Source organism: Kordia sp. E (assembly GCF_056033805.1).
The window spans coordinates 204,868-231,093 of sequence record NZ_JBRASR010000001.1 but is presented as its reverse complement, the minus strand read 5'-3'; the positions used below and the strand labels follow the sequence as shown (position 1 = coordinate 231,093).

The following is a 26,226-nucleotide window of genomic DNA, read 5'->3' as shown; positions in this document are numbered from 1 at the left end:
TAGTATAAAAAAAGACATTCATTCTCATGATCATTTACTACTAAAAACTAGCAATATGAAGAAAAAAACCGTTCACGTTCGGAAAAGTGTATACGATCTTTCAGAACAAGAAATATCAAATTTGCGAAAAGCATTTACAAGATTGTATAAAAATCGTGTATATCAAGAAAAAGCAGGCATTCTCATCAAAGATGGTCACTATATGCGAAATGATATGCTTTTTTTACCATGGGCAAGAGCCTATTTTGCAGACTTTGAAAAGGCACTTCAAAATGCTGTTCCAAATGCAAAACCTTTGATTATGTTGCCATATTGGGACTATACTTCAGAAACTGCAAGAGAAGAAGGAATTCCTCCATTATTGGCAGATCCGTATTACAAAACCAAGAAAAAAGGTGAAAAGAAACCAAATCCATTTTACAGGGCGGAATATGAAATTCCTTTATACACCTTTAGGAATAATGAACCAAATAATGAATTGCTAAACTCAGCACTTGCGTTAGCTAGTAAAGCCCTGAAATCTGATGATTTTGTTACTTTTGGTACAGAAATCTATTTGGCAGATATTGCAAGTCATATGTACTTAGGCGGCTCATCGGCAGACACAAACTGTACTGCGTATGATCCTATCTTTTGGTTTACGCATTGTCAATTAGATCGTTTTTGGAGTCAATGGCAAAAGCAACCAGAACGAAAAGATCTTGGAGCATCGGGCATGCCAAATTCGGTCTTAAATGCGAGTTTAGAACCATTTAATAACGATGAAGAAGCAACATTAAAAACTACAGATGTATTAAATACAGAGAATCTTGGATATACCTATGTAGGCTAAGATTTAGTATTATTATATAAAACTAAAAGTACATCTCTGTTGAGGTGTACTTTTTATAAAATTTTAATCGTAAAGTAAATTTGAAAAACTATTCTGTACAATACAAATTGTAGTCTTCTACTAGTTTTTTCATATCACCTGATTTATATTCTCCAGATTCAATTCCTTCGGTTACTTCAATACAGTCTTTAAAATAAGTGAGCATTTTCTTTTTCCAACCACTAAATAAACCAGTGGAAACTTGTATTACTTTTTCTTGTGTTGGCTTTTTAAGAAAAAGTGTAAAATCAGTATGTTTTTGACTAACTCTATGCTCATTTCCTTTGGTACCATAATTCACTGTTGGTGTTGTCCAGCGAGTGCTAGATTTCCCATATAGTTTTATTTCTCCATCTACCACAACTTCCATCAATTCATGTTTGCGTTGCCATTGCGCTTTTACATATTCAAATGTTACTTCTGTTTTTTCAAAGCCAAAAAATGTAATACGCTGTACATTTTCATTTCCCCAAACATCAGATTTGCTTTTTCGATCAATTCGAAATTTGATACTATCTTTTTTCGTTAAACTTCCATATCCTTCAATGGTTGTTCCATCTTTAAATACTAATTCGCATTTTTGATTTTGACCAACGCTAATTCCTGTAAAGCATAGGAAAAGAATAATATATTTTAACATGCGTTTTTTAAAGTTTTCTTGTTATTCTTTACAATACAAATTGTAATCTTCTGCTAATTGTCTAATTGATTTTTTATCATATAGATCTGCTTTTAAATCTTCTACAAGTAATGGACAATCTTTAAAAAATTCGATCATTTTTCTTTTCCAGTTTTTGTAAGACCACGATAATTTAATTGGAAAAAGTTCATTTGCTTTTTTTCTTTTCAGATAATAACCAATAACGGCATCTTTGTACTTATAATCTTTACGAGTAGTTCTTTCAATAATCGTTTTTTTGGGATCCTTTACTCGTCTTTTTGTAGTTCGTACATATAGCATAACATCTCCATAAATAATGATCTCTATAAGTTTTGGTTTTCGTTTTTTATGTATTTTCCAATACTCTAATACTTGATCTTGCTGACTTCTATAAAGGCGAACACTTTTTACCATTGTTGCATCCCAAATATTGGGTGTGCTGTCGCGATCCATCGAAAATAAGATTCTGTTGTTTTTTGTAATTTTACAAAATCCAGAAAACGCAGTACTGTCTTTAAAAACTATTTCACATTCTTGAAATTCTTTTTCACCATGTACTTGTCCCACACAAACTGTGGTAAGTAAAAATGTTATAAGTGTAAGTATGTATTTAAACATTGTACTTTTTTAATTTTGAATACTGAATTAAATCACATTTACTTCAGCTTCAATAGCAATATTAAATTTATCCAATACAGTTGCTTGAATTTTTTTGGCTAAAGCTAGAATTTCCGCACCAGTTGCATTGTCATAATTAACCAAAACTAATGCTTGATTCTTATGAACACCCGCGTCTCCATATCGTTTTCCTTTGAAACCACATTGCTCAATAAGCCAACCAGCCGGAACTTTAATTTCAGTGTCTGAAACTACATAATGTGGAACAGTTGAATGTATACTTTGTAAAATATCAAAGTTAGCTTTTGAAATCACAGGGTTTTTAAAGAAACTTCCGCTATTTCCAATTTCTTTTGGATTTGGAAGTTTGCGTTCGCGAATAGCAATCACAGCATCACTAACGTTTTTAATCGTTGGATTTTTAATATTATTACTTTCTAATTCTTGCTGAATAGCGCCATAGGAAGTATTCAACGTATGTTTCTTCTTTGTCAATCGGAAAACGACCGAAGTAATAATATACTTGCCTTTTACTTCCTGCTTAAAAATTGAATTTCGATACCCAAAATTACAATCCGCATGCTTAAATACTTTTTGCTCTTGTGTTTCAATATCAATAGCAGAACAACTAACAAATGTATCTTTTAGTTCTACGCCGTACGCACCAATATTCTGAATTGGAGAAGTTCCTACGTTTCCAGGGATCAATGATAGGTTTTCAACGCCGCCAAAATCGTTTTCAATACACCAAAGAACAAATTCGTGCCAATTTTCACCAGCTTGAATTTCTACAAGAACTTCGTTTTCTACTGAATATACAACTCTTTTTCCTTTGTTATTAATATGTAAAACGGGCGTTTCTATATCTTTTGTGAGCAACATATTACTTCCGCCACCAAGTATAAAATAGGCTGAAAACTCTTCTAATTGTAAAGCAACAATGAGTTCAGATATATTTGTAATAGTGATAAAGTTTTTCGCTCTTGCATCAATGCTAAACGTGTTAAACTTTTTGAGGGAAACATTATGTTGTATTGTAATCACGTATGATTTTTGAGTTTTAAAATGTAAAAATTAAGCGTTGTACTGTGCTAACGCTTCTTTTAAAATTGTTACGGAAGTTATTAAATCTTTTTTATTTAATACATACGCAATTCGTACTTGGTTTAGTCCAATGCCTGGCGTTGAGTAAAAACCTGCTGCTGGTGCTACCATAATTGTTTCACCATTATAATCAAATTTTTCTAATAACCATTGTGCAAAGTCATCTGCATTTTCTACAGGCAATTCGGCAATGCAATAAAAAGCTCCTTTTGGGTTTGCTACACGAACACCATCTATTTTTTGTAACTCTGAAACCAACGTATTTCTTCGTTCTACATATTCTTCAATTACGTCGTCAAAATAACTTTGAGGAGTTTCTAAAGCAGCTTCACTTGCAATTTGTGCATAGGTTGGAGGCGATAATCGAGCTTGTGCAAATTTTAACGCAGTCGCCATAAATGCTTCATTTTTAGAAACAATACATCCAATACGTGCGCCACACATGCTATAACGTTTTGAAACAGAATCAATCACGATAGCATTTTCTTCTAAGCCTTCTTCTTGCATTACAGAATAATGTACCAAACCATCATAAGCAAATTCACGATATACTTCATCAGCAATTAAAAATAAGTCATGCTTTTTTACAATAGCAGCTAATTTTTGAACTTCTTCTTTTGAATATAAATAACCTGTTGGATTCCCAGGGTTACAAATTAAAATTGCTTTTGTTTTTGGTGTAATTAACTTTTCAAATTCTTCAATTGGAGGCAATGCAAAATTGTCTTCCATTTTCGAAATTACAGGAACAACTTTGACACCAGAAGCAGTAGAAAAACCATTGTAATTAGCATAAAATGGTTCTGGAATAATCACTTCGTCACCAGCATCCATAATACTTCCAAAAGTAAATAATAATGCTTCACTTCCGCCTGTAGTAACAATAATGTCGGTAGCAGCTACATGAATATCATTCTTTGCATAATATGCTGCAATTTTAGTTCTATATTCTTCAGAACCTTCTGATCTGCTGTACGCTAATACTTCAAGATCATTATTTTTAATTGCATCAAGCGCAACTTTAGGCGTTTTAATATCTGGTTGCCCAATATTCAAATGATACACTTTTGTCCCACGTTTCTTAGCATCTTCTGCATACGGAACCAATTTACGAATTGGCGATTGTGGCATTGCAATTCCTTTGTTGGAAATAGTTGGCATACTCTTGGTTTTTAGAAACACAAAATTGCGAAATATATTTTAAATTTATATCATTATTAGACACATTTTCAACAATGTTAAAAAATGTGAAATATATAGGGATTTATGTTAAATTTCGTATATTTAAATGTTACCAAACTCCCTTTATTATTTTGATTACAGTAAAAAAACATATCATTTTATTCTTTCTATGTATCGTTAGCTTTGCGCAAGCTCAGTATAAATTTATGATGCCTGAAGGAAAAGATAAAGTTACAGTACCTTTTAAATTACTTAATAACTTAATTTTAATTCCTGTAGAAATAAATGGTGTTGAAATGTCTTTTTTATTAGATTCAGGTGTAAATAAACCAATTTTATTTAACTTAAATCCTGGCGATTCACTCGAAATTGAACAACGGGAACGAATAGAACTTCGTGGATTGGGTTCGGGAAGTACTATTTCTGCAGTTCGTGCAGAATCTGATTCATTCAAAATAAAAAATATTGAAAAGACAAATTTAGAATTGTTTATCATTTTAGATGAAGAAATTAATATGTCTACACGCTTAGGTGTTCCTGTTCATGGAATAATCGGCTATGATGTATTTAAAGATTTTATTGTTGAAATTAACTATAGCACTTCAAAAATAAAACTACATAACCCAGATACATATACATATAAATCATGTAGAAAATGTGTAGATCTTCCACTTACTTTTAGGCATAGTAAGCCATATATAGATGTTAGTGTAAACATAGAAGATGGAAAAGAAATTCCTGTAAAATTGTTAATAGATTCTGGCGGAAGTGACGCTTTATGGCTATTTGAAGAAAAAGGACTTAATATTGATGTTCCTGAAAAACATTTTGTCGATTACCTTGGAAGAGGATTGAGCGGAAGCATTTATGGAAAACGATCTCGTGTAAAAAAGTTTTCAATGGGCGATTTTTCGTTTAAAAATGCAAAAGTTGCATTTCCCGATTCTACAGCAATTGTATATGTGAAAAACTTTAAAGAGCGAAACGGAAGTATTGGCGGTGAAATTTTAAAACGATTTAGAGTAATAATGGATTATGGAAATAAACGAATTCGCTTGCGAAAAAGCCGTTTCTATTCCGATCCATTTCGTTATAATATGAGTGGAATTGAACTTCAACACAACGGAATGCGCTTAGTATCTGAAGTTGTAAATCGTAGTAGTACTGAAACAACTCCTGGTTCTAGTAGAAGTGCAAGTGCAGTTGGGGAAGTGAGTATTGTGTTTGAACATTACAATAAATTTAGCCTCGTAAAATCATTTGAAGTTGCAGAAGTACGAGAAAATTCTCCCGCAGGACATGCAGGTTTAATAAAAGGTGATGTCATTATATCTATTAATGGACGTTATGTACACAAATATACACTTGATAGAGTGACAGGAATGTTGGAAGGGAAAGAAGGTAAAAAGATACGACTGAAAGTAAATCGTAATAATATATTATTTGATTTTGAATTCCGATTGAAGGAAGTTCTTTAAAATAAAGAACGCTTCGCTATTAGATCGCTTACGCTGTTAGAAGCTAGATAATAAACTTGTTCTACAGGTAACTTAAAACTATCAGATTGATTAATGCACTACATTACGTTCGTCATTCTTAACTTGACGAATTGAATTTACTTTCTATTCAAATTGAATTTCAATGAATCTATCATATAAAAAAACGCCTTATCGTTTGATAAAGCGTTTTTCTGTACTAAAAATATCGTTTAAATTATGATTCGATTTCTGACTTATCTTTCATCATAATACTTTTTCCTTTACTAGGATCAATAATCTTTCCTTTAATCTTGATCGCTTTTGTTGGTTCGTCTGCGTTAGAATATACAGTAATTGTCTTTCTGATTGGACCAACTCTCTTTGTGTCATACTTTACTTCAATAACACCAGTTTTCCCTGGTAAAATTGGCGCATCTGGTTTTTTCGGAATGGTACAACCACAACTAGAGTATACTCTTGTAATGATTAATGGCGCATCTCCAGTGTTTGTGAATTCAAAAACACGTACGCCATCGGCACCTTTTTCAATTTTTCCGTAATCAATTGTTTCTGTCTTAAACTTGATTTTTGCAGTTTTTTCCTGAGCTTGAATAGCAAAGGCAAATAAACCGACAAATAATATAGTAACTATTCTTTTCATTATTTCTATTTTTTGTATTAGTGTAAAATTAGGTACTTATTTGTAATCTTACAAAATTTGTTTCATAAAATACAAACTAATCTGTATTACATGCACATATTTAACAATTAAATGCAAAAGTGATAAAACACTTTTTAAATAGTACAGATATAAGTACTTTTGCCAACTATATTACAAAAACAATACCAAAAATGAGTATTCAAGCAAAGTATGATCCAAGTAAGATCGAAGACAAATGGTACAAGTACTGGATGGAAAACAATTATTTCCATTCTGAACCAGACGAACGTGAAGCGTATACAATAGTAATTCCGCCACCAAACGTCACAGGAGTCTTGCATATGGGACATATGTTGAACAATACCATTCAAGATGTATTGATTCGTAGAGCGCGACTTAAAGGATTCAACGCTTGTTGGGTTCCTGGAACGGATCATGCTTCTATTGCTACGGAAGCTAAAGTTGTAAATAAATTAAAAGAAGAAGGAATTCAAAAAGCTGACCTTACGCGTGAAGAGTTTTTAACGCATGCTTGGGATTGGACACATAAACACGGAGGAATCATCTTAGATCAGTTAAAAAAACTAGGTGCTTCTTGCGATTGGGATAGAACAAAGTTTACAATGGATGACGATATGTCAGAAGCGGTAATCAAAACATTTGTTGATTTACATGAGAAAGGCTTGATTTATCGGGGATATCGTATGGTAAATTGGGATCCTGAAGCAAAAACTACGTTGTCTGATGAAGAAGTAATTTATGAAGAAAAACAAGGGAATCTTTACTATTTGTCATATGCCATTGAAGGAAGTGATGAAAAAGTAACGATTGCTACAACGCGTCCTGAAACGATTTTAGGAGATACTGCAATTTGTATCAATCCAAATGATGAACGATATACACATCTAAAAGGAAAAAAAGCAATTGTTCCATTAGCAAACAGAGTAATTCCTATTATTGAAGATGAATATGTTGATATCGAATTTGGTACAGGTTGTCTAAAAGTTACGCCTGCACATGATGAAAATGATAAAGTTTTAGGAGAAAAGCACAACTTGGAAGTAATTGATATTTTCAATGATGATGCGACACTCAATAGTTTTGGATTGCATTATCAAGGAAAAGATCGTTTTGTAGTTCGTAAAGAAATTTCAAAAGAACTGGAAGAAAAAGGTTTCTTAATCAAAACGGAACAACATATTAATAAAGTTGGAACGTCAGAACGTACCAAAGCTGTCATTGAACCAAGATTATCAGATCAGTGGTTTTTAAAGATGGAAGAATTGGTAAAGCCAGCTATTGAAGCAGTTTTAGGTGAAGACAGTGAAATTAACTTATTTCCTAAAAAGTTTAATAATACATACAGTCATTGGATGGAAAACATTCGTGATTGGAATATTTCACGTCAACTTTGGTGGGGACAACAAATTCCGGCATACTTTTTTGGTGATGGAAAAGAAGATTTCGTTGTAGCAGAAACGGCTGATAAAGCGTTAATTCTAGCGAAAGCGAAAACAGGAAATAACGACTTAACAGTTGCCGATTTAAAACAAGATGAAGATGCGCTAGATACGTGGTTTTCTTCTTGGTTATGGCCAATAAGTGTATTTGACGGAATCAGAAATCCTGAAAATGAAGAAATAAATTATTACTATCCAACAAACGATTTGGTAACTGGACCAGATATTTTATTTTTCTGGGTTGCCCGAATGATTATTGCTGGATACGAATATAAAGACATCAAACCTTTTACAAACGTATATCTAACAGGTTTAGTTCGTGACAAGCAAGGTCGTAAAATGTCTAAATCATTAGGAAACTCGCCTGATGCTTTAAAATTGATAGAAGAATTTGGAGCCGATGGTGTACGTGTTGGATTATTATTAAGTTCTGCCGCAGGAAACGATTTATTATTCGATTTCGATCAACTTGATGAAGAAGGAAAGGTTTTAAAACCTAAAGAAATAACAGCATGGAAAGAAGCTGGAAAAGAGCCGATTTATACGTCAAGTTTATGTCAGCAAGGAAAAGGATTTGCGAACAAAATTTTCAACGCATACAATTTAACGCAGATTTGGGAAGTAAGTGAAACTGCTGAACAACCAGAAGTTGCTAAAATTGCTATTGAATGGTTTCAATCTAAATTTCAAAAAGCATTAATTGATTTAGAAGATCAGTACAGTAAATACAGAATTTCAGATGCATTGATGATTTCATACAGATTAGTTTGGGATGATTTCTGTTCATGGTTCTTGGAAATGGTAAAACCTACATATGGTTCGCCAATAGATAAAAAAACCTATGATGCAGTAATTTCTTTATTTGAAGATAACTTGAAAATATTACATCCGTTTATGCCATTCCTTACGGAAGATATTTGGCAGCGTATGGCAACTAGAACGAAAGAAGATGCATTGGTAATTTCTCGTTGGCCAGAAACAGCTGAAATTAATGAAGAGTTGTTATCGAATTTTGAAATGATTCAAACTGTTGTGTCTGGAATACGAACCATTCGTAAAGAGAAAAACATTTTACAAAAAAATGCAGTTTCGTTAACAATTATCAATAACGAGAAGTTTACAACAGCTTTAGATTCTGTTGTTGCAAAGCTTGAAAATGTTGAAAGCATCAATTATAGCAACGAAAAGCTAGAAGGAGCATTATCATTCAGAGTAAAATCGAATGAATATTTTATTCCGATGGAAGGTGCGATTGATATTGAAGCTGAAATTGAGAAGTTGACCAAAGAATTGGAATACGTTCAAGGTTCGTTAAAACGTGCAAATGGAATGTTAAACAATGAAAAATTTGTCAATAATGCTGCGGAAGTAGCGGTAAACAAACAACGAAAAATTGTGGCTGATTCAGAAGCTAAGATTGCAACATTACAAGCAAGTTTAGCAGGATTGAAGTAATTTGTTATTTTGCGCAGTTCAATTTTTGTGTTGCTTTATAAATATTTAAAAAGTCATGTAGAGAAGAAATTCTTTAGATGGCTTTTTTGTTTTTCTGCTTCATGCTGAACTAAGTAATATAACGAGTCTAACAATCTAAGAAGTCTTTCTTCTATAATACTGATCAATAAAGAAGATAGAAATCACCATCAGTAAAGTTGCTAGGAGTGAACCTTCAAATCCAAAACTTCCACCATTTAAGAAATTATCTTCTATACGTGTTTGTTTGATGATAGCATAAAATTCTTGTCCACTAACTTCAAAACCAAAGATTGGACCTTGAAAAAAGTTCCAGCTAAAGTGAAGTGCAATTGGAAACCATAAGTTTTTTGTGTAGATATACGTGATTCCAAGCAAGATTCCCGCTAGAAATAAGTTGAGTATAGGAATTGTTCCCATATTTGGATTAAACGAATGTAGCGCCGTGAAAATGATCGAAGAAATGATCAAAGCAATATATTTATTAGACGTTTCAAGTAATTGTCCCAAAATGTATCCTCTACATAAAACTTCTTCAATCAATGAAATCAATATGAAAAAGACAATACTAAGCACAATTCCTTTTGTGTTAACATTGTAAGAATCTAGTACAATTTCATTTAAGCCAAGTAAAGAATAATATGCAATTGCCATAATTGCAAAGCCTAATACAATTCCGAAAATAATATCTTTTACACTGTTTTTTAGCTGAAAACCAATAGAAACAAATGGGATTTTATCTACATATTTTGTGAAAACCCAAATGCTACACAGTGTCCCAACGAGTTGCATAAAACGTGAAATAGTTTGTGGAGCTAATGATTCAATTCCGCCAATTTCTTTCGCTGATTGTGGAATCCAGATTTGAGAAATAATTTCAAAAACAATTAAAAAACCAAACCATGTAATAATAAATAGGCATAGTTTTAACCAAGTAGGTAAGTTGCTTTTACTTCTCAAAATATGAGTTAACTAATTCTATGTAAGCTGTTTTTGCTTCTTCTGGAGAAATGTCTTGTGTTTGAAGTAAAGCGTTCATTTTAAACGCATTTATAATTGGTCTACGACTACTAGGTTTGTCATAATTGTTAGTCGCTTTTTTATAATATGCGTACAGGCGCAATAAAAAATCAGCAGGAAAAGCTTCCTTACTGCTATTTACACGTTCAACAGCTTCATAAAATGTTATGTCTAACTTTGTATTGTTCATCTATTTCGTAGCAATTACGTCAATTCCTCCAGTTACTGTTTGGTTGAGCTTTACATTGATGTTTGTATCAATTGGAAGAAATAAATCTACCCGCGAGCCAAATTTAATAAATCCGGCATCTTCTCCTTGCACAGCAGTATCATTTTCTTCAGCGTAATTTACAATTCTTTTCGCTAAAGCTCCAGCAATTTGTCTGTACAAAATGGTTCCGTATGTTGGGTTTTCTACCACAACAGTTGTGCGTTCGTTTTCTTCAGAAGCTTTTGGATGCCAGGCAACTAAGAATTTCCCAGGGTGATATTTGCTAAACTTTATTGCACCACCAATTGCATAACGTGTTACATGTACATTAATTGGCGACATAAAGATAGAAACTTGCAAACGCTTGTCTTTAAAGTATTCTTTTTCAAATACTTCTTCGATAACAACTACTTTTCCATCAACAGGAGCAATGACATGTTCGTCATTTTTTGAAGTTGTACGTTTTGGATTTCTGAAAAATTGTAGAATCAGAATTAAAAATACAACTGCAATTCCTTGCAATAAGTATTTAATCCAAGCAGTATCAATTTTGTCTGCTGTAATAACAATAGCTGCAACAATAATGAATGTTACAATGATAATTTTATATCCTTCTTTATGAAACATAATGTAATATCTTTAAAAACAAATAAATAAATGGCGCAGAAAATATCATGCTATCCAATCGGTCAAAAATACCACCATGTCCTGGTAATATAGAACCGCTATCTTTTACATTGGCTTGTCTTTTGAATTTTGATTGAATCAAATCGCCAATAGTTCCTATCGAACTTATTATAATTGCTAATATAAGCCAACTACTAAAACTCAAAGTTTCGGTAAATTTAGCTATAAAATAACTAGCAACACAAGAAAAAAGCAAACCGCCTAAAAAACCTTCAACAGTTTTCTTTGGTGATATGCGTTCAAATAATTTTTGTCTACCGAAGTTTTTCCCTGTCAAATATGCAAATGAATCATTAACCCAAACTAATATGAAACTTCCTAATATAATATAAGGTTCATAGGTAGTGGTTACAGATGGAATTAACAATAAGAATGCAAAACTGCTACTGATGTAAAATGTAGCTAATAGAAATTTCTTAAATTGAAATAGCGGAATAACTTTTCGGGTAAATAAATCTTGAATCAAGAAAAAGGAAACAAATATGGAAAATACTAATAAGATCATAGTAGCTTCCTCGCTCGGTTTCCAGTATGCAAATACACCTACAATAGCTAAGAATATAATATATTGAATAAATCCTCTAAGGTTGATAAGCTTGCTGAATTCAGACATACATATCAATCCAAAAATTACGAAGACAGTTAAAATAGCTGTTTCTGAGTAGAATACTGAAAAAATTAATAGTGAGATAAAAATTAATCCAGATAAAGATCGCGTTAAGAGTTCTTTCATTTTAGAGGTCTTCCAATAGCAGCAAATATAAGTTTTTTGAGCTACTTCCATAAGATAAAAAGTCCTTTTCTTCCTGTACTTGGAAATGCTTGATAGTAGTGATGTTGCTAGGGATATTTGACTTGTATTTGTTCTTAATACCGCGTAAACCTTCACCAATAGCGCCAACAAGTTGACTAGTTGTTGCAAGAATTACAAAGTTATCTGGTAAGTCGTTAAGTTTTTTTTCTTTGATTTGATGAGAACTGACCAATATAGAACCGTTATCAGCAATTAAGTATTCACAAGAGGCTAGATAAAAACTTGAATTCATGTTGATTTTTGAAAACCGAACGTCAAAATTGTCAAAACGTTCTTGCAATTGTTCATCAAAGCAAAGTGCTTCTTTACCTTCCCAACCGTTTTCGATAAGAATATTTTCTAAACTATTATAGACGTCAGTGAATGAATCGCAGTATAAGAATTTACCACCATTTTTTCTGAAGTTTATTGTAAATTTCTCATCTGTAGGAAGTTGTATTTGAGGCATGTACTTACCTCGCTCATCTACAGAACTATCTTCCTGTCGCGGTTTAGATTTGGAACCAAAAATTTTTTTAAAAAGACTCATAGAGTCAAGATGCGGTTTTTAATGTTAGGACATATTTTCGTAAAGATAAAAAATCTCGAGGTATGCTAGCGATAAATCGAGATTTTTTAAATATAAATATCTGTTAAAGTAAAACCTATTCTTCTGAATCGTTATTTGTGTTCGATTTTTCAAACGGTCTTGACCCGAAAATTCCTTCCAAATCATCTTTGAAAATTACTTCTTTTTCTAAAAGTAATTCTGCAAGCGTTGTTAACTTGTCTTTATTTTGCTCTAATAATTGAATAGCTCTTTGATATTGATTTTCAATAATATTAGAGATTTCCTTATCAATCACTTTAGCAGTTTCTTCACTATATGGCTTTGAGAATCCATTATCATTTCCACTTGAATCGTAATAGGTAATGTTTCCAATTTTATCATTTAAACCATAAACCGTAACCATAGCACGTGCTTGTTTTGTAACTTTTTCTAAGTCACTCAATGCTCCTGTAGAAATTTTATCAAAGATTACTTTTTCGGCAGCTCGTCCTCCTAATGTAGCACACATTTCGTCTAGCATTTGTTCGGTACGAACTAATAAGCGTTCTTCTGGTAAATACCAAGCAGCTCCTAACGATTGTCCTCTTGGTACAATTGTTACTTTTACTAATGGTGCAGCATATTGAAGTAACCAACTTACTGTGGCGTGTCCTGCTTCATGAAAAGCAACTGTTTTCTTTTCACCTGGCGTAATGATTTTATTTTTCTTTTCTAATCCACCAACAATACGATCTACTGCATCTAAGAAGTCTTGCTTTTCAACAGATTTCTTTCCTTTTCTTGCAGCAATTAGCGCAGCTTCATTACAAACATTTGCAATGTCAGCTCCTGAGAACCCAGGTGTTTGTTTTGATAAGAAATCAGTATCTAAGTTATCGGCTTTCTTTAAAGGCTTTAAATGTACTTCAAAGATTTCTTTACGTTCACGAATATCTGGAAGATCAACATAAATTTGTCTATCAAAACGTCCAGCACGCATTAAGGCTTTATCTAAAATATCAGCACGGTTTGTTGCAGCCATTACAATTACATTTGTATTGGTTCCAAAACCATCCATTTCAGTTAATAACTGATTTAATGTATTTTCACGTTCATCATTTGAACCTGTGAAATTATTTTTTCCACGTGCACGTCCAATCGCATCAATTTCATCAATAAATATGATTGCAGGCGATTTTTCTTTTGCTTGTTTAAATAAGTCACGAACTCTAGAAGCTCCAACTCCAACAAACATTTCTACGAAATCAGAACCTGAAAGCGAGAAGAAAGGTACTTTTGCTTCACCAGCTACAGCTTTTGCAAGCAATGTTTTACCAGTTCCTGGAGGTCCTACTAATAATGCTCCTTTTGGAATTTTTCCACCAAGAGATGTATATTTTTCTGGATTTTTTAAGAAATCAACTATTTCCTGCACTTCTTCTTTTGCTCCTTCTAAACCAGCTACATCTTTAAATGATGATTTTATATCTGTTTTTTCATCAAAAAGTTTTGCTTTCGATTTTCCAATGTTGAAAATCTGTCCGCCTCCACCAGCGCCGCCGCCGCCAGACATTCTACGCATGATAAAAATCCAAACTCCAATAATTAGGATAAAAGGAAGTATGCTAAATATAACACTTGTAAATGTGTTACTTTCTTGATCGGATGCAACTTCAAAATCGAGATTTTTATTGACTCTAATTTCATCAAGGTATCTTTCGAAATTCTCTAGATTTAAATACTTAACAGTAAAATCGGGTGATTCTCCCATAAAGGATAAACCGCCTTTTTTATTTACGATATCTTTATATAAATCTTTTTCTGACGCTCCTTCTTTTAAGAAGATTCGTGCAACTTTCGTATTTGTTACAACTTCTATTTTTTCAATATCGTTGTATTCTACCAATTCTTTGAATTTGGAGAATGTTACTTTATCATTCGATCCTGAATCATTTGAAAATATTAGGAAAATAAGGAAGACTCCAATCATTCCATAAATCCAATACGGACTGAACTTAGGTTTTTTATTTGTGTTCTTGTTATCGTTTGCCATTAAATTAAAATGTAATTTTTAATAATTTGCTTGAATAGTAGTGACTTTAGCATCTCCCCAAAGTCCTTCAATATCATAAAATTCACGAATGTGTTTTTGAAATACATGAACAACTACATTCACATAATCCATTAATACCCATTCTGCATTATCAGCACCTTCAATGTGCCATGGTTTGTCTTTTAATTCTTTACTCACCATTTTTTGAACAGAACCTACAATAGCATTCACCTGTGTGTTAGATGTACCATTGCATATTATAAAGTAGTCACAAACTGTATTATCTATTTCTCGTAAGTCTAGGATAGTAATGTTATTTCCTTTTACTTCTTCTATCCCTTTTATGATGCCCGTGATCAATTGATCCGTGCTAACTTCAGTTTTTGTCATTCAATTATTTATATTTTGTACAAAAGTATTACTTTTAAATGTTATTTATAACACCATTAACATAAAGAATACTTAAAGAATTTTTAAATATACAATGAAAATAATCAAACTTGATGCCATTGACTCTACAAATAACTATTTACGTCAGTTAAGTAATAGTGAATCATTAGAAGACTTTACGATTGTTGTAGCTGCTTCACAGACTAATGGTAAAGGGCAAATGGGAACAAAATGGAGCTCAGAAGAAGGCAAAAACCTTACGTTTAGTGTCTTTAAAAAGATTTCTTGTTTGGACATTGATGAAGGATTCTATATTAGTATGGCTACTTCATTGGCTATTTATAATGCATTAACATCTTTTCATATTCCAAAATTAGCAATTAAATGGCCTAACGACATTTTGTCAGAGAGTCAGAAAATATGTGGAATTTTAATTGAAAGTGTCATACAAAATAGCAAAATGACAGCCGGAATTATTGGAATTGGCCTGAATGTGAATCAAACAGAATTTGAAATTGGCTTAAATGCTTCCTCCTTAAAAAAAATTACAGGGATACATTTTGATTTAGATGAAGTATTATCACGACTCATAGATCAGTTAAGAAAGTATTCTCGCTTAATTACTGATCGATCATTTGACGTGTTGAAAACAGAGTATGAATCGTTATTATTCCGAAAAGATAAACCTTCAACCTTTAGGAGATTGGATGGAGATGTGTTTATGGGATTTATTCAAGGTGTAAATGAAGATGGAAAATTGAATGTTTTGTTAGAAGATGAAGTGTTAGCTGCCTTTGATCTGAAAGAAATTAAGTTGTTGTATTAAGTTGGATCGCTTCGCGTTGGTTCATAAATGTCTTGTCATTCCTGCGTAGGCAGGAATCCACCTTATATAAATCAAACTCATACTATAGTAACAATAAAAAGCTGAACAAAGATATCTTCATTCAGCTTTTAAAACTATATGTTATATTTAATCTTACAACTTGCCCATATTTTCAGCAAGTGTATTGATAAATTTTCCAATTGGTCCTTTGATCATCATTGCCATCATTGGATTGAAATCGCCATCAAATGCTAATTGCGCTTCGCTTTTTCCAGCTTCTAATTCAGAAATATTTCCAGTAAGTGTAAATGGAAGTTTATCAGATGCAGCTCCTAAAACTACTTTGTTTGGAGGTGTACTATCTTTTAATTTTAATATTATTTCAGGCATTCCTTTTAATGCAAAAAGAAACTTTCCTTCAGCTAATACTTCAAATTTACTAATACTTTCAGGCATTAATTTTTCAAAATTCTCAACATTTGTCAAAAAATCGTAAAGCTCTTGCGGCGATTTTGCTACGGTAACTTTTGGGCTTTCTAAATTCATTCTTTATTTTTATTTGGGTATTCTAATCAATTTGCGTTCCAATTTGCAGGATCTTTGCGCCAATTTTCTAACGTTTCTAATTCAGCAGATGTTATATAATTGGTATCTAGAGCTTGCTCTAACAGGTTTTCGTAATTGCTTAAAGTGTTCAATTGTACATTCGCATTTTCAAAATTCTCTTTAGCAATGTCAAAATTATATGAAAAAATGGCAACCATTCCTTTTACATTTACCTCAACTTCTTTTAATGCTTTTACGGCATTTAAGCTACTTTTTCCTGTGCTAATTAAATCTTCAACGACAACAACATTTTGTCCTTTTTGGATAAAACCTTCAATTTGATTTTGTCTTCCGTGCTTTTTTGCTTCAGGTCTTACATATACAAAAGGAAGTCCTAAATACTCAGCAACCAAAATTCCAATTCCAATGGCACCAGTAGCTACACCAGCGATTACATCAGGTTTTCCGTATTCTTTTTCAATATGTTTTGCGAATTGTTCTCTAAGGTAATTACGTATCGGCGGAAACGATAATGTAATCCTGTTATCACAATATATTGGAGATTGCCAACCAGAAGCCCAAGTAAAAGGTTCTTGTGGTTGTAATTTAATTGCGTTAATTTGCAATAATAATTCGGCAGTCTTTTTAGCTGTATTTTTATCAAAAATCATAATGCAAATGTATAAAGTTTTTATCAATGAAAAGCTTATTATTCTATCTAATGAAGTAAATAAGCATGAAATTTCCGACACTTTTTTATTGAAAGACGTTGATTTTGAGTGGCTTATTGGACAAATTACTTCTGGAAAATTAGATAAAGCGATCCTTTATCACGACAACGGTGACGAGTTATTAGAACTTTTATCTACAAAATTACCTTTAGTGGAGGCTGCTGGTGGATTGGTAAGAAATGCAAACAACGAAGTATTGTTTATTTTTAGAAATGAAAAGTGGGATTTACCGAAAGGGAAAACTGAAAAAGGGGAAGATATTAAGGAAACCGCTATTCGAGAAGTAGAAGAAGAAACTGGTGTAAAAGGGTTAGTGATCAATGATTTTATTACAAAAACCTACCATGTATTTAGGCGAAATGGAGAATATCGCTTAAAATTGACACATTGGTACACGATGCAAACTGCCTATGATGGTGAACTAATTCCTCAAGAAGAAGAAGGTATTATGGAAGTTGTATGGAAAAATGAAGTAGAAATTACTGAAGCACTTCAGAATTCATATGAAAATATAAAATTGTTGTTTTAATATAGATTAATAGACTACTTGGATTTTTAGATTTCGAAGACTTTTTTATTTCTCGATACAATTTTCTGTAAAAAATCACTCGAAATGACGTTAGGGTTATTTAATTTTCATCTAACAATCTAACAATCTAACAATCTAACAATCTAACAATCTAACAATCTAACAATCTAACAATCTAACAATCTAACTTATCTAAGAATTCTAAAAATCGGATAACGCATATGTGCTTTTTCATAATGGTTTGATTGTTTGTAAATCCAACGCAATTGTTGTCTAGCACTATTTGAAAAAGCCGTATCAGTTGCTTTTTTCTGTGTAAATTCTTCACGTAAACGTTGATTAGTGACCAATATTTCTTTGGCTTCATCTTCAAAAACATAAGCTGAAAATCCTTCTTTTTGTTGTAAAATAGTGTCAAAGAAATTCCAATTGAAAAATGAATCTACAGCTTCTGGCTCTAATGTTTCCAGTAAGTAACGAAATGCTGCTTGATCTGTATTGACAATAAAATCACCTTCTTTGAAACCAATTTTTTGAGGTGTTTTAGTTACTTCAGTATTGTAATGAGTATAATGACCTTCATATGGATTTGAATAGGTTTTGTAGTCTTTTATATGATAGGTTTCTACTTGGATAATTGTATCATTTTCAAGTTGTGTCATTGCTACATTATTCAATTTTAAAAGCTCAATAATGTTATGCCAACCTTTTGGAATTACATATGCTTTTGGAACAACAACTTCTTTTTTTGATTTAAAATAATTTGAATAGTTAACTTCTTTCGTGAATGGTTTTGTCGGATCGTATTTTAAGCGTTTTTGTCCTGTGAGTTCACTTTCAATAAAATTTCCTTCATATCCTTTGAAGTTTAAAATAGTTTTTTTGCTTTTATCTAATTCCCATTGAATTGCATAAGTTTCTGAATTCACAAACGATTCATGTGTCTTCGCACGAATTGACTCAATAACTGTATAATACTTTGTGTCAATATTTTCAATCAATGCGTCCATTAATGCATATGTACCTTCTACACGTTGTTTATAGGGTTTTAGCATATGTGTTTCTACCATTAAACCAAGCGTGTTAAACAACGTTGTATATCCTGTAGAATATCTTGGAGAATCCATAAATTGTGAAAATCCAGCTTCTGGTGTTCTACCAAAAACGTTTACATATGGTGTAATATCCCAATTATTTTGTAGCAAGGTTTTCTCTAAATCGGGCATCATGGTTTTGTGTAAAAACGTACCAGCTTCATGTCCTAATTTATTATGCTGTGTAAATAAATGTGTCAAGGTATATTGGTAATCGGCTCCATTACTCACATGATTGTCTACAAAAACATCGGGTTTTACTTTGTGAAAAATTTCAGCAAAAGCTTTAGCATTTCGTGTGTCAGATTTTATAAAATCACGATTTAAGTCATAATTTTGAGCATTTCCACGAAAACCATATGCTTCAGGACCATTTTGATTAGCTCTTGTTCCCGAATTCCGATTCAAACTTCCGCCAACATTGTATACTGGAATTGCTGCAATTACAACATTTTTAGGTGTTTTTTTAGTGCCGTTTGCTAAATCTCGTAAGAGCATCATAGTAGCGTCAATTCCATCACTTTCACCTGGATGAATTCCATTATTGACTAATAAAATTGTCTTTTCTTTTCGAATCGCATCAAAATCAAAATTTCCATCAGAATTAAAAGTCACTAAATGTAATGGTTCGCCAGCATCTGTGCTTCCAATGGTTTCTAACTGAATTTCATCATAACTTTTCGCTAATGCTTCATAATACGCAATTACTTCTGGGTACGTTGGTGTTTGCGTTCCTTCAGATTTTTCAAAAGTAGTTGTGAAATCGAAAGTATCTTTTGAGTCTTTCTTGTCAGTATCACAAGCAAAAAATAAAGTAAAGGCTAAAAGAAATAGTAGTTTTTTCATTGGAATAGATTTTGACTTTTCAAACTTAGTCAAAAAAAATAGAAAAAATACTGTGCTCATTGTCTTCATATATTTGATAATACTTTAAAACATTACGATTTCATCCGTTTATTTTACTTTATAAATACTATCTGATGTAATTGACCAATAATCAACTCAATTGGTATTAAAAGATAGTTTTGGCTTATTTCATATTCTCAAAAACTTGCCAGTAGAAATAATAACTGTATTTTTGCCGCTTCTTTAAAAAGGAAGAATTTCAAGAGCAAAGAATTATGACTGAGTTTATTAGAAAGAGAGCGGCGAATGCCAAAAATGATATTTTAAGTGGATTAACAGTTGCGTTGGCATTAGTGCCAGAAGCTGTTGCCTTTGCCTTTGTTGCAGATATTCCGCCAATGGTTGGATTATATGGAGCATTCATGATGGGATTAATTACCGCTATTTTTGGTGGACGACCAGGAATGATTTCTGGAGCAACAGGAGCAATGGCAGTTGTAATGGTAGCTTTGGTAAAGAAAGGACACGAATTTGGACTTGACGCTGGTATAGGAGAACAAGGATTACAATTCTTATTTATTACCTTATTAATGGTTGGAGTTATTCAAGCGTTGGCAGGAGTTTTTAAGCTAGGAAAGTTTGTAAGATTGATTCCACATCCAGTTATGATGGGATTTGTAAATGGTTTGGCTATTGTAATTTTTATGTCACAATTAGCTATGTTTCCACAAATAGCACCAGATGGTGTTTCTATTTGGTCAGATGCAGGCGCTTGGTTTTCAGCATTATTTAGCAATGCTAAGTTTTGGTTAATGTTAGGATTGGTAAGTTTGACAATGTTGATTATGTGGGGATTACCAAAATTGACAAAGAAGTTGCCAGAAGCATTAATTGCGATTATTGTAGTTTCTGCTATTGTAATTTTAGGAAATATTGATGTAGCTACTGTAAAATCATTTATTGTTGAAGGAAGTGGTGGAGAAGTACAAGGATTAAAAGGTGGATTGCCAGCATTTCAATCAGATATATTTACAGGGAAATTGTGGAGTATGGAAGCTTTATTAATAATGGCTCCATATGCATTTATATTAGCAGCAATTGGATTGATAGAATCTTTAATGACATTAAACTTAATTGATGAGTTAACGGAAACACGTGGAAATAGTAACCGCGAATGTTTGGCACAAGGTGGTGCAAACTTCTTAAATGGACTTTTCGGTGGAATGGGTGGTTGTGCAATGATTGGACAATCTATTATAAACATCAAAGGTGGTGGACGTGGAAGATTATCCGGAATTGTAGCAGCATTAGCATTATTATGTTTCATATTATTTGCGTCAGGCTTAATAGAACAAGTGCCAATTGCAGCATTAGTTGGTGTTATGTTTATGGTTGTTATTGGAACATTTGCATGGAGTAGTTTTAGAATCTTAAATAAAATTCCTGTAAGTGATGCTATAGTTTTAATCGCAGTTTCTTTAATTACAGTTTGGCAAGATTTAGCAATTGCTGTAATTGCAGGAGTTATTATCTCAGCATTAGTTTTTTCATGGGAAAATGCAAAGCGTATTCGCGCACGCAAAAAAGAATTAGCAGATGGAACAAAAGTGTACGAAATTTTTGGACCGTTATTCTTTGGAAGTATTCAGGCATTTAATAATAAGTTTGATATAAAAAATGATCCAGAAAAGGTAGTAATTGATTTTATGGAATCGAGAGTTTCTGATCATTCAGCTTTGGAAGCAATTTATAATTTAATACAGAAATACGAAACAGCTGGAAAACAGTTACGTGTCAAACATTTAAGCGAAGATTGTAAGGCTTTAATGGTTAAAGCTTCTCCTAAATTAGCAAATGTGATTGAAGATGCAATTGACGATCCTAGGTATTATGTAGTGATGGATCCTGAGAACTAGTTCTTTAGGATTTGAGCGTCAAAAAAAAATAGAATACTACGCTAATTTTTGTATCTTTTTCGCAGATTTTTAGTCTACTCGCAAGCTATGAGTATCATACGTGTATTTTTATTTTTTCTTGTCTTTGTTTCTATATCACATGGACAAATAAATCGTACCGTAGATAAAGATAGTATTATTCATTTACAGACTATTGCCAAAGAATTATCTTCTCAACGAAAATTTAATGAAGCACTTGTTACGAGTCAAAAAGCCTTAAAACATGCTAATTTTATAGAAAATGATAGCCTTGTTGCAGAAAGCTATCGCACCTTAGGAATTGTTTATATTCGAATGGACTATGGTGAACTTGCCATTGAAAATTATCGAAATGCGATTTCATATTATGAACGATCAAACAATCAAAAAGGATTGATGAAAATTTATAATAACATAGGTTATTATTTATTTAAACAAAAAAAATACGAAGAAGCAGAAAAACAGTTGCGTAAAAGTTTAGTGCTTTCAGAAAATTTTAAAGACGATCTCAGTTCTATCTACCCAAAGTATAATATTGGACAATTACACTTAGAACAAAAAAAGTATGAAGATGCTAATAATTGTTTCAAGAAAGTAATTGTGTATTGTGATACAAGTGCAAGTTACGCTACTTCTTCAAAAATATTACCAACTGCATATTTATTTAGTGGGCAGGCTTTATTTGGGCAAAAGAAAATAAAAGAAGCAATCGTAGCTTATAAAAAAGTAATAGAATTGTCTACTAAGAATAGTTCTGAACATTACGAATTATTATCTCTGGCTTATGAAGATCTTATCAAAATTTATAAGAAACAAAAAAATGAACCTGAGGAGTTAGCAGCACTTGAAAAGCATATTTACTTTTATGAACTACATAAAATAAAAGAGAAAGATAAAACCTTTGAAGAAATTCTTTTCAAATATGGAATTGATGAATACGAAAGTCGTTTAGAAGTCATAGAAGAAGATAGAAAGGTAAAAGAAAACTATATTGATTGGTATGATAAATTAATTTATGTATTGATTGTAAGTCTGATAATACTATTACTTTTTACAGGATTTTTCTATCTAAATCAACGTTGGCGCGTACGAACAAATGCATTGTTGAGCGGACAAAATAAACAACTACTTGAAGCTAAAAGGCAAATAGAGAATGTTTCTAAAATACGTTCTAATTTCTTTTCATTAATCAGTCATGAATTGCGTACACCATTGTATGCAATTATTGGTATGACAAATTTATTACTGCTCGAAAAACCTAAGGAGTACCAAGAAAGATATCTTAAGTCATTAAAATTTTCAGGGGAACATTTGTTGGCAATCATCAATAATATTCTTCAAATGAATAAGATTGAAGCAAGTAAGATGAATACGGTTGAAGAAATAGTTGATTTAAAGAAAAGTATTCAAAATGTCATTACTTCTGTGGGCTTTCTTGTAAAAGAAAACAAGAATAATATTGAAATACAATTTGATGAGCGAATTCCCAATCAATTATTAGGTGATAGCTTAAAAATATCTCAGATACTATTCAATTTGTTAGACAATGCTGCTCGCTATACATATGATGGAAACATTATACTTGCCATTACGAAAGTTGGAGAAACGAATGAAAATGTTACGTTGAAATTTTTAATTAAAGATGATGGTTTAGGAATTCCACAACAGAAAAAACATATCATTTTTGAAAACCTAGAAAAAGGTGTTGTGTTAAGTGAAGATAATGGCTATTTAGATTTAGGACTTGGACTCACAACAGTAAACAATTTATTGAAGGTTTTAAAATCGAAATTGCACTTAAAAAGCTTTTTAAACGAAGGTTCAGAGTTTTACTTTCAATTAGAATTACTCAAAGCTGAAGTTGAAGAAGTGACTGAAACTACTTTTGATGTAAAAGAATATGATCTTGAAGGACTGAATGTTTTAATTGTTGATGATAATGCCGTAAATGGTTTATTAACTCAAAAAATATTGGAGCGCAAACAAATAGAAACTAAAGTTGTACATAGTGGATTTTCAGCTTTAGATATTTTGGATGAACAAGAGTTTGATTTAATTCTGATGGATATGTTCATGCCAAAATTAAACGGTATTGAAACTATTGAGAAAATTCGTGAAAACAATAATAACATTCCTATTATTTTATTAACTGCAATGGAAATTTCAGATGCCTATGCAAAAGTAGTTGATACAGAAATAAGCGGTGTTATAAGTAAGCCATTTGAGCCAGAAATATTATATGATAAAATTGATACTATAATACAATCTTTCAATGCGGAATAATTGGAAACTACATATCGTCCTATGTTTGTTTGCAAGCATGCAGCTGTTTTCTCAAGACATTGATAAAGATAGTATTCGAAAATTGAATGAAGAAGCTTTTGAACTGACACGTAATTTTAGTTTTGGAAAATCACTTTCATACAGTTATCTCGCAATTCAGTATTCTATAACTAATGGTGATGATAAATCTTTGGCAAGTTCTTATAATACATTAGCTATTACGTATCATCGTATGCATTATTATAATAAAGCAAAAAAGTATTATGAAAAAACATTAGAAATTCATGAAGCATTTGATGATAAAAAACAAATTGTATTACTAAACCATTATTTGGCGCGAATTTCTTTAGATCGAAAAAACTATGGAAGGGCAAATGAATACTTAAATAGCGCTTACAAAATAGCAAACGAAACTGGCGATCCTGAAAATGTTCTTGTTCTAGATTGGGTTCAAATAGAATTATATCAATTAGAAGGAAAATTTATAGAAGTAGTCAAGCATGTTGAAGGAATGTATGAGCGTATTAAAAAAGCCTCCAATACAGCTTTTTATGTTGCACGTAAAAATTACTTAGGCTTTTTACTTGGAGACGCTTATTATCATTTAAAGGAGTACGATAAAGCACAGGAATATTTAGAAAAACATACTAGAGACGAATATGTACATAGTAATGATTTAGCTGTGTCATACATGCAATTGTCAGCTATTTACAAAGCAAAAGGCGAAATTGATAAGTACAAAACCGCTCAAATAAAATATCAAGAATACTTAAAAAAGAAGTTAGATGTCGATCATGAGCGACTCAAAGAAGAATTATTGATGAATCATAGTTTGAGTAAAGACAAGCTCAAATTAGATGTTTTAGAAGAAAGAAATCAGGAACAAACCGCTATTGTAAATCGTTCTAGAGTTTTTGCAATCATAATCATAATTTTATTACTAATCTGTTTGGCTTTAGTAGGATTGTTGATCAAAGCTATTTATAAAAAAATAAAAAGTAATAAGTTATTACGTATCAAACACGACATATTAGAAGAGGCGAAACTGAAAGCAGAAATGACATCAAAAACGAAGTCAAACTTCTTTTCCATGATGAGTCATGAATTAAGAACACCTTTGTATGCAGTTACAGGAATTACACATTTATTACTAGAAGAAAGTCCAAAACCTTCACAAAAGCAATACTTAAAATCATTAAAATTCTCAGGAGACCATTTATTATCATTGGTAAATAACATACTTCAAGCAAATAAATTAGAAGATAATACCATTACAATTGGCGCGTCTACGTTCAATTTAAAAACCAATATTGACAACATTCTAAAATCATTCGATTTACTAATTAAAGAGCGTGAGAATGAATTGCACATTGCGTACGACAAGGAAATTCCAGAATTGTTAGTTGGTGATAGCTTAAAAATTTCTCAAATTCTAATCAACCTTATTAGTAATGCAATTAAGTTTACAAAAGCAGGAGCAATTCGTTTAAGTGTTGAAAAAATAGAAGAAAATCTAGAAGATGTATTGCTACATTTCTGTGTTCAGGATACTGGAATCGGAATCCCGAAAGAAAAGCAAGAAAAAGTATTTGAAATGTTTTCGCAAAACTATGATGCGATTAATGAAGAATACCAAGGTTCTGGATTAGGATTATCAATTGTGAAAAAGCTTTTAGAAGTGTATAATAGTGATATTAAACTTGAAAGTGAAGAAAATAAAGGAACAACATTTACATTCAACATTCGTTTCCCAAAAACGACAGAAACCTTAAATACAATTGGTGAATTTGATTTAGATGGTGTTGATTTTAGTCACTTAAAAATGCTAGTGGTTGATGATAATCGAATTAATCAAATGCTGACTAAGAAAATTCTATCCACAAAAAATATTACAACGGACATTGTTGCGAGTGGCGCAGAAGCTATTGAAATTGTAAAAGAAAATGCATACGATGTCATACTAATGGACATTCATATGCCGGAAATGGACGGATATCAAGCAACAGAAGCAATTCGGAAATTTAATTCAGAAGTGCCAATTATTGCATTTACGGCAGTTTCCTTAGATGATAGTTTTCATAAAATTATCAATTCAGGTATGAACGATATGATTCTAAAACCATTTGTTGCTTCACAACTATTTACGTTGATTCATAAACACATGAAGTAGTCTATTAATATCTAGAAATTATAAATGCTACATGTTGAATTTTAAATATAAAAGT

General features: G+C 31.9%; 23 protein-coding genes. 8 read left to right on the top strand and 15 right to left on the bottom strand.

Annotated elements, in window-relative coordinates; translation table 11 throughout:
- The first annotated feature begins 55 nt into the window (after positions 1–55).
- Entirely contained in the window at positions 56–832 is a 777-nt protein-coding gene (locus ACUUYC_RS01145; protein WP_474262937.1) for a tyrosinase family protein, read from the top strand.
- 88 nt (positions 833–920) lie between these two features.
- Here ACUUYC_RS01145 and ACUUYC_RS01140 read toward each other — a convergent pair whose 3' ends face one another.
- The 4 genes from ACUUYC_RS01140 to ACUUYC_RS01125 are packed head-to-tail and all read right to left on the bottom strand — an operon-like array spanning position 921 to position 4,415.
- Entirely contained in the window at positions 921–1,511 is a 591-nt protein-coding gene (locus ACUUYC_RS01140; protein WP_474262935.1) for a hypothetical protein, read from the bottom strand.
- Positions 1,512–1,532: 21 nt separating this feature from the next.
- Positions 1,533–2,150 carry a hypothetical protein gene (locus tag ACUUYC_RS01135; protein ID WP_474262933.1) on the bottom strand — a complete coding sequence of 206 codons (618 nt, stop codon included), beginning with the start codon at positions 2,148–2,150 and terminating at the stop codon, positions 1,533–1,535.
- A 27-nt stretch (positions 2,151–2,177) separates the two neighbouring features.
- Positions 2,178–3,191, bottom strand: a complete 1,014-nt coding sequence (gene murB, locus ACUUYC_RS01130; RefSeq protein ID WP_474263569.1) for a UDP-N-acetylmuramate dehydrogenase — start codon at positions 3,189–3,191, stop codon at positions 2,178–2,180.
- A 33-nt stretch (positions 3,192–3,224) separates the two neighbouring features.
- Positions 3,225–4,415: a pyridoxal phosphate-dependent aminotransferase gene (locus ACUUYC_RS01125; protein ID WP_474262932.1), complete on the bottom strand. Its 1,191-nt coding sequence runs from the start codon at positions 4,413–4,415 to the stop codon at positions 3,225–3,227.
- A gap of 227 nt (positions 4,416–4,642) precedes the next feature.
- On the opposite strand from ACUUYC_RS01125, the gene ACUUYC_RS01120 reads away from it, so the two are divergent.
- Positions 4,643–5,914: an aspartyl protease family protein gene (locus ACUUYC_RS01120; protein ID WP_474262930.1), complete on the top strand. Its 1,272-nt coding sequence runs from the start codon at positions 4,643–4,645 to the stop codon at positions 5,912–5,914.
- Positions 5,915–6,149: 235 nt separating this feature from the next.
- Here the strand turns inward: ACUUYC_RS01120 and ACUUYC_RS01115 are convergent, their stop codons facing one another.
- On the bottom strand, positions 6,150–6,575 hold the full coding sequence (locus tag ACUUYC_RS01115) for a DUF1573 domain-containing protein (RefSeq protein ID WP_474262928.1): 426 nt from the start codon (positions 6,573–6,575) through the stop codon (positions 6,150–6,152).
- Between the two features lie 191 nt (positions 6,576–6,766).
- Between ACUUYC_RS01115 and ACUUYC_RS01110 the strand changes: the two genes are divergently transcribed.
- Entirely contained in the window at positions 6,767–9,490 is a 2,724-nt protein-coding gene (locus tag ACUUYC_RS01110; RefSeq protein ID WP_474262926.1) for a valine--tRNA ligase, read from the top strand.
- 135 nt (positions 9,491–9,625) lie between these two features.
- On the opposite strand, the gene ACUUYC_RS01105 is transcribed toward ACUUYC_RS01110, so the two are convergent.
- The 7 genes from ACUUYC_RS01105 to rsfS form a co-directional block, all read right to left on the bottom strand.
- Entirely contained in the window at positions 9,626–10,468 is an 843-nt protein-coding gene (locus ACUUYC_RS01105; RefSeq protein ID WP_474262925.1) for a lysostaphin resistance A-like protein, read from the bottom strand.
- Positions 10,458–10,718: an acyl-CoA-binding protein gene (locus tag ACUUYC_RS01100; RefSeq protein WP_474262923.1), complete on the bottom strand. Its 261-nt coding sequence runs from the start codon at positions 10,716–10,718 to the stop codon at positions 10,458–10,460. Before ACUUYC_RS01100 ends, ACUUYC_RS01105 begins: the two co-directional genes overlap by 11 nt.
- The gene (locus tag ACUUYC_RS01095; protein ID WP_474262921.1) at positions 10,719–11,366 is read right to left on the bottom strand and encodes a phosphatidylserine decarboxylase family protein; all 648 of its coding nucleotides are present in this window, start codon (positions 11,364–11,366) and stop codon (positions 10,719–10,721) included.
- Positions 11,356–12,159: a phosphatidate cytidylyltransferase gene (locus tag ACUUYC_RS01090; RefSeq protein WP_474262919.1), complete on the bottom strand. Its 804-nt coding sequence runs from the start codon at positions 12,157–12,159 to the stop codon at positions 11,356–11,358. The genes ACUUYC_RS01095 and ACUUYC_RS01090 overlap by 11 nt, the downstream gene beginning before the upstream one ends.
- A gap of 1 nt (position 12,160) precedes the next feature.
- Entirely contained in the window at positions 12,161–12,769 is a 609-nt protein-coding gene (locus ACUUYC_RS01085) for an LUD domain-containing protein (RefSeq protein ID WP_474262917.1), read from the bottom strand.
- 115 nt (positions 12,770–12,884) lie between these two features.
- A complete protein-coding gene (gene ftsH, locus ACUUYC_RS01080; protein ID WP_474262915.1) occupies positions 12,885–14,822 on the bottom strand; it encodes an ATP-dependent zinc metalloprotease FtsH in 1,938 nt (645 codons plus the stop codon).
- Between the two features lie 18 nt (positions 14,823–14,840).
- Positions 14,841–15,212 (bottom strand): ribosome silencing factor, encoded by a 372-nt coding sequence (rsfS, locus tag ACUUYC_RS01075; protein ID WP_474262912.1) that lies wholly within the window; start codon positions 15,210–15,212, stop codon positions 14,841–14,843.
- A 94-nt stretch (positions 15,213–15,306) separates the two neighbouring features.
- On the opposite strand from rsfS, the gene ACUUYC_RS01070 reads away from it, so the two are divergent.
- Entirely contained in the window at positions 15,307–16,038 is a 732-nt protein-coding gene (locus tag ACUUYC_RS01070; protein ID WP_474262910.1) for a biotin--[acetyl-CoA-carboxylase] ligase, read from the top strand.
- A gap of 153 nt (positions 16,039–16,191) precedes the next feature.
- Here ACUUYC_RS01070 and ACUUYC_RS01065 read toward each other — a convergent pair whose 3' ends face one another.
- Positions 16,192–16,584 (bottom strand): SRPBCC family protein, encoded by a 393-nt coding sequence (locus ACUUYC_RS01065; RefSeq protein WP_474262908.1) that lies wholly within the window; start codon positions 16,582–16,584, stop codon positions 16,192–16,194.
- 26 nt (positions 16,585–16,610) lie between these two features.
- Positions 16,611–17,255 carry an orotate phosphoribosyltransferase gene (gene pyrE / locus ACUUYC_RS01060; protein ID WP_474262906.1) on the bottom strand — a complete coding sequence of 215 codons (645 nt, stop codon included), beginning with the start codon at positions 17,253–17,255 and terminating at the stop codon, positions 16,611–16,613.
- 7 nt (positions 17,256–17,262) lie between these two features.
- Between pyrE and ACUUYC_RS01055 the strand changes: the two genes are divergently transcribed.
- The gene (locus ACUUYC_RS01055; RefSeq protein WP_474262904.1) at positions 17,263–17,844 is read left to right on the top strand and encodes an NUDIX hydrolase; all 582 of its coding nucleotides are present in this window, start codon (positions 17,263–17,265) and stop codon (positions 17,842–17,844) included.
- A 188-nt stretch (positions 17,845–18,032) separates the two neighbouring features.
- On the opposite strand, the gene ACUUYC_RS01050 is transcribed toward ACUUYC_RS01055, so the two are convergent.
- Positions 18,033–19,784, bottom strand: a complete 1,752-nt coding sequence (locus ACUUYC_RS01050; RefSeq protein WP_474262902.1) for a M14 family metallopeptidase — start codon at positions 19,782–19,784, stop codon at positions 18,033–18,035.
- Positions 19,785–20,059: 275 nt separating this feature from the next.
- On the opposite strand from ACUUYC_RS01050, the gene ACUUYC_RS01045 reads away from it, so the two are divergent.
- From ACUUYC_RS01045 to ACUUYC_RS01035, 3 genes are all read left to right on the top strand, one after another.
- The gene (locus ACUUYC_RS01045; protein ID WP_474262900.1) at positions 20,060–21,700 is read left to right on the top strand and encodes a SulP family inorganic anion transporter; all 1,641 of its coding nucleotides are present in this window, start codon (positions 20,060–20,062) and stop codon (positions 21,698–21,700) included.
- Positions 21,701–21,787: 87 nt separating this feature from the next.
- The gene (locus ACUUYC_RS01040) at positions 21,788–24,001 is read left to right on the top strand and encodes a tetratricopeptide repeat-containing hybrid sensor histidine kinase/response regulator (RefSeq protein ID WP_474262898.1); all 2,214 of its coding nucleotides are present in this window, start codon (positions 21,788–21,790) and stop codon (positions 23,999–24,001) included.
- On the top strand, positions 23,991–26,171 hold the full coding sequence (locus ACUUYC_RS01035) for a tetratricopeptide repeat-containing hybrid sensor histidine kinase/response regulator (protein ID WP_474262896.1): 2,181 nt from the start codon (positions 23,991–23,993) through the stop codon (positions 26,169–26,171). Before ACUUYC_RS01040 ends, ACUUYC_RS01035 begins: the two co-directional genes overlap by 11 nt.
- Positions 26,172–26,226 lie beyond the last annotated feature (55 nt).